Raw genomic sequence first — 3869 nt, forward strand, 5'->3', positions numbered from 1 at the left:
CCATCCTTCTCATGTCCCTGGGGGAGGAAGAAGCGGCCCAAGTGCTGAAGTACCTGTCCCCGCGGGAGGTGCAGAAGCTGGGGGCGGCCATGGCCCGGCTCAAGGCGGTGCCCAAAGAACGGGTCGATGCGGTCCTCGACGAATTCAAGAAGAAGGCCGAGGACCGTTCGACCCTGGCCCTCGCCTCCGACGAGTACATCCGCGCCGTGCTCACCAAGGCCTTGGGGGACGAAAAAGCGGCCCACGTCATCGACCGCATTCTCCAGGGCGGCGATACGAGCGGCATCGAAAGCTTGAAATGGATGGACTCGGCCTCGGTCGCGGAGCTCATCCGCAATGAGCATCCCCAGGTCATCGCTACCATCTTGGTGCATCTGGATCGGGACCAGGCGGGGGAAGTGCTCGGTCATCTCCCCGAGCGGCTGCGCAACGACGTGATCCTGCGCATCGCCACCCTGGACGGAGTACAGCCAGCCGCCCTCAAGGAACTCAACGAAGTGCTGGCCAAGCTCCTCACCGGCAACGCCAGCCTGCGTAAAACCGCCATGGGCGGGGTGCGCGCCGCGGCCGAAATCCTCAACTTCATGCCTACGAGCTACGAGAACGCGGTCATCGAAAGCGTGCGCGAGCACGACGCCGAGCTCGCCCAGAAGATCCTGGACGAGATGTTCGTGTTCGAGGACTTGCTGGAGCTGGAAGACCGGGCCATCCAGCTTCTGCTGCGGGAGATCCAGTCCGAGTCCCTCATCGTCGCGCTGAAAGGCGCCTCCGACGCCCTCAAGGAGAAGATCTTCAAAAACATGTCCCAGCGGGCGGCAGAGCTGCTGCGGGAGGATCTGGAAGCAAAGGGCCCGGTGCGGGTGTCCGAGGTGGAAGCCGAGCAGAAAGAAATCCTGAAGATCGTGCGCCGCCTGGCCGACGCCGGCCAGATCGTCCTGGGCGGAGCGGGGGAAGATGCCTATGTCTAGCGTCATCCCCAAGGAACGCCTGTCCGCCTATCAGCGCTGGGAGTTGGGTTCGTTCGATCCCGCGCCTCCCGAGGCGCCGGTGGCCAGGCTGCCCACGGCGGAAGAGCTGGAGCGGTTGCACCAGAGCGCCCGGGACGAAGGCTACGCAGCGGGCTACGCCGAAGGGCTGGCGCAGGCTCGCGAGGATGCCGAACGGCTCAGGGCCATCGGCGGAGCTTGGTCTGAAGCCCTGGCCCGCCTGGAAGAAGAGGTGTCGCAAGCACTGGTGCGGCTCGCCCTCGCCATCGCTGCCCATGTGCTGCGGGCAGCCCTGGCGGTTCGCCCCGAGCTCGTCACTGCCGTGGTGAAGGAAGCCATGGCGACCGTGCCCCATCCAGGCGTCCATCCGCGGCTCGTGCTCCACCCCGAGGATGCGCTCCTGGTGCGCCGGCTCCTCGCCCACGAGCTGGAACAGGGCGGCTGGAAGCTGGTGGAAGACCCCGCCCTCGAGCGCGGCGGCTGCCGGGTGGAGAGCTCCGCCACGACGGTGGACGCCACCCTCGCCGGACGCTGGGAGCGTATCGCGGCCGCCCTCCAGGACGAGCAGGCATGGACGCCATGAATCCTCACGCAGCGCGCTGGCGCGGCCGGCTGGAAGAATGCGCCGAGCGCCTAGCCGAGCGCCCGCCCCTGCTCGTCAGCGGGCGCCTCACCCGGGTGGCGGGGCTGGTGATGGAGGCGGTGGGCCTCAAGCTCGCCCTGGGCAGCGGCTGCCGCGTGCTCCTGCCCCACGGGGCCAGCGTGGAGGCGGAGGTAGTGGGATTCAATGGGGAAAAGCTCTACCTCATGCCTACGGGGGAGGTGCTCGGGCTCACGCCCGGGGCGCCCGTGGTGCCGGTAGAAATGCCTTTGGCATTGCGTCAGCCGGACGGTGGCCGCCAACCCCTGCGTCGGGCCACCGACCGAACACGGCTGGTGCCGGTGGGTGACGGGCTGCTCGGACGAGTGCTGGATGGCGTGGGCCGCCCCCTGGACGGCCTGGGGCCCCTTGTCGACGTGCATCCGGCACCGCTCCACGCCCGGCCCTACAACCCTCTAGACCGGGCACCCATCAGGGAAGTGCTGGACGTGGGCGTGCGCGCGATCAATGGGCTACTCACTCTCGGACGCGGACAGCGCATGGGACTATTCGCCGGCAGCGGCGTGGGCAAGAGCGTGCTCCTCGGCATGATGGCCCGCTACACCAGCGCCGACGTGACGGTGGTGGGCTTGATCGGCGAGCGTGGCCGGGAAGTCAAGGAATTCATCGAGTCGATCCTGGGACCGGAAGGGCTTGAGCGCTCGGTGGTGGTGGCGGCCCCCGCCGACAACCCCCCCCTGATGCGACTCCAGGGGGCGGCCTACGCCACCGCCGTGGCCGAGTATTTCCGCGACCGGGGACGCTCGGTATTGCTCATCATGGATTCCCTTACTCGCTACGCCATGGCGGCTCGGGAAATCGCCCTGGCGATCGGTGAGCCGCCCGCCACCAAAGGCTATCCGCCTTCGGTGTTCGCCCGGCTGCCCCAGCTCGTGGAGCGGGCAGGCAATGGCCCTCCCGGCGGCGGCTCCATCACCGCCTTCTACACGGTGCTCACCGAAGGTGACGATCCCCAGGATCCCGTCGCCGACGCTGCCCGGGCGATCTTGGACGGACACGTGGTGTTGGCACGGTCCCTGGCGGAGGCCGGCCACTATCCGGCCATCGATATCGAGGCGTCGGTAAGTCGCGCCATGGCGAACCTCATGCCTGCGGAGCGCTTCGAGCAGGTGCGCCGCTTCAAGGCTCTGTACGCTCGCTACCAGCGCTCCCGCGACCTAATCAGCGTCGGCGCCTATCAGCCGGGGGCCGATCCTCTGCTCGACCAGGCCATCGCCCTCTATCCGCGGATGGAAGCGTACCTGCAACAGGGCATGGATGAGCGGGTGAGCCATGGAGAAAGCATGAACGCTCTGCAACAGCTGCTCGGTACGGAAACCCACTCGGAGCACATCCCATGACCCGTGATACGCTGAGCACCTTGATCCGCCTTGCCCAGACTCGGGCCGAGACTGCCGCCCGCCAGCTCGGACGCTTACTGCACCAGGAGCGGGAAGTGGAAGAACGGCTCAAGCTCCTCACCGCCTATCAAGCCCAGTACCAGGCCCGCCTGCTGGCCTCGGTACGCTCGGGCCTCCCTCGCGCCGCGCTGCAAAACTACCAGGCGTTCCTCGAGACCTTGGACCGGGCTATCACCCAATGCCGGGAACAACTGGCCGCGGCCCGCATTCGGCGCCAGAGCGGTCAGGTGCAATGGCAAGGAGAGCAACGCACCCTCCAGTCGTTTCAACGGCTCGAGGAGCGGCGCCGCCACGCCGAGCGGGTGAGAAACGCCCGCGTGGAGCAGCGCCAGTGGGATGAGCATGGGGCACGGGGTACTGCGGCGCCCTGGGGTAAGCCCACGGAATGAAGCCAGCCGCAAAGGAGAAATCCCGCCGTGGAAATCCTTCTCCCAGTTCCCGCTGCCCTGGCCGCTCCCTCCACTGCTCCCGCGCCTTTAGCCGCGGCACTCGGTGCCGCCGTCCTGGGCCTGGAGGATCCGTTCGCCGCAGTGCTCGCCCGGGAGCTCGCCCTCGCTTCCTTCCCGCTGCAGGCGGGCGGCCGCGAGGAGCGGGGCGCCGAGGCCGAAAAGCCACAGGCGTCGGACCCTAAGCCTGGGGCGGAAAGCGCAACCCCGACCGAAGACGGCCTTGCTACCGCGCCGCTCCCGTGGGCGATCCCCCTGGAGCCCTATTCGAGCAGTGGCCGCCCGATCAGCGCGCCCGAGGCCATTCTGGAGCTCCCTGAGGCTTCGGCGCGCGCCTGCAATGAGGAGCGGTCGCAGACTTGCAGCCCTTCCGGGG

General features: G+C 68.0%; 4 protein-coding genes and 1 pseudogene. All 5 read left to right on the top strand.

The annotated features are described in order from the left end of the window. Nucleotides 1–2: 2 nt before the first annotated feature. Nucleotides 3–968 carry a flagellar motor switch protein FliG gene (gene fliG / locus V7Q81_RS15020; RefSeq protein ID WP_333844917.1) on the top strand — a complete coding sequence of 322 codons (966 nt, stop codon included), beginning with the start codon at nt 3–5 and terminating at the stop codon, nt 966–968. Continuing rightward, nucleotides 961–1569, top strand: a complete 609-nt coding sequence (locus V7Q81_RS15025) for a flagellar assembly protein FliH (RefSeq protein ID WP_333844920.1) — start codon at nt 961–963, stop codon at nt 1567–1569. Before fliG ends, V7Q81_RS15025 begins: the two co-directional genes overlap by 8 nt. Further along, nucleotides 1566–2987, top strand: a complete 1422-nt coding sequence (gene fliI / locus V7Q81_RS15030; RefSeq protein ID WP_333844922.1) for a flagellar protein export ATPase FliI — start codon at nt 1566–1568, stop codon at nt 2985–2987. The genes V7Q81_RS15025 and fliI overlap by 4 nt, the downstream gene beginning before the upstream one ends. Next, a complete protein-coding gene (fliJ, locus tag V7Q81_RS15035) occupies nt 2984–3436 on the top strand; it encodes a flagellar export protein FliJ (RefSeq protein ID WP_333844925.1) in 453 nt (150 codons plus the stop codon). Before fliI ends, fliJ begins: the two co-directional genes overlap by 4 nt. Before the next feature lie 27 nt (nt 3437–3463). Next, nucleotides 3464–3869: pseudogene (locus tag V7Q81_RS15040) on the top strand (hypothetical protein); the annotation flags it as partial.

Source organism: Pelomicrobium sp. (assembly GCF_036803785.1).
GTDB lineage: Bacteria > Pseudomonadota > Gammaproteobacteria > Burkholderiales > UBA6910 > Pelomicrobium.

Coding starts and splice junctions, on each gene's coding strand:
- V7Q81_RS15025 (WP_333844920.1), top strand. CDS start 961: ATGTCTAGCGTCATCCCCAAGGAACGCCTGTCCGCCTATCAGCGCTGG.
- fliI (WP_333844922.1), top strand. CDS start 1,566: ATGAATCCTCACGCAGCGCGCTGGCGCGGCCGGCTGGAAGAATGCGCC.
- fliJ (WP_333844925.1), top strand. CDS start 2,984: ATGACCCGTGATACGCTGAGCACCTTGATCCGCCTTGCCCAGACTCGG.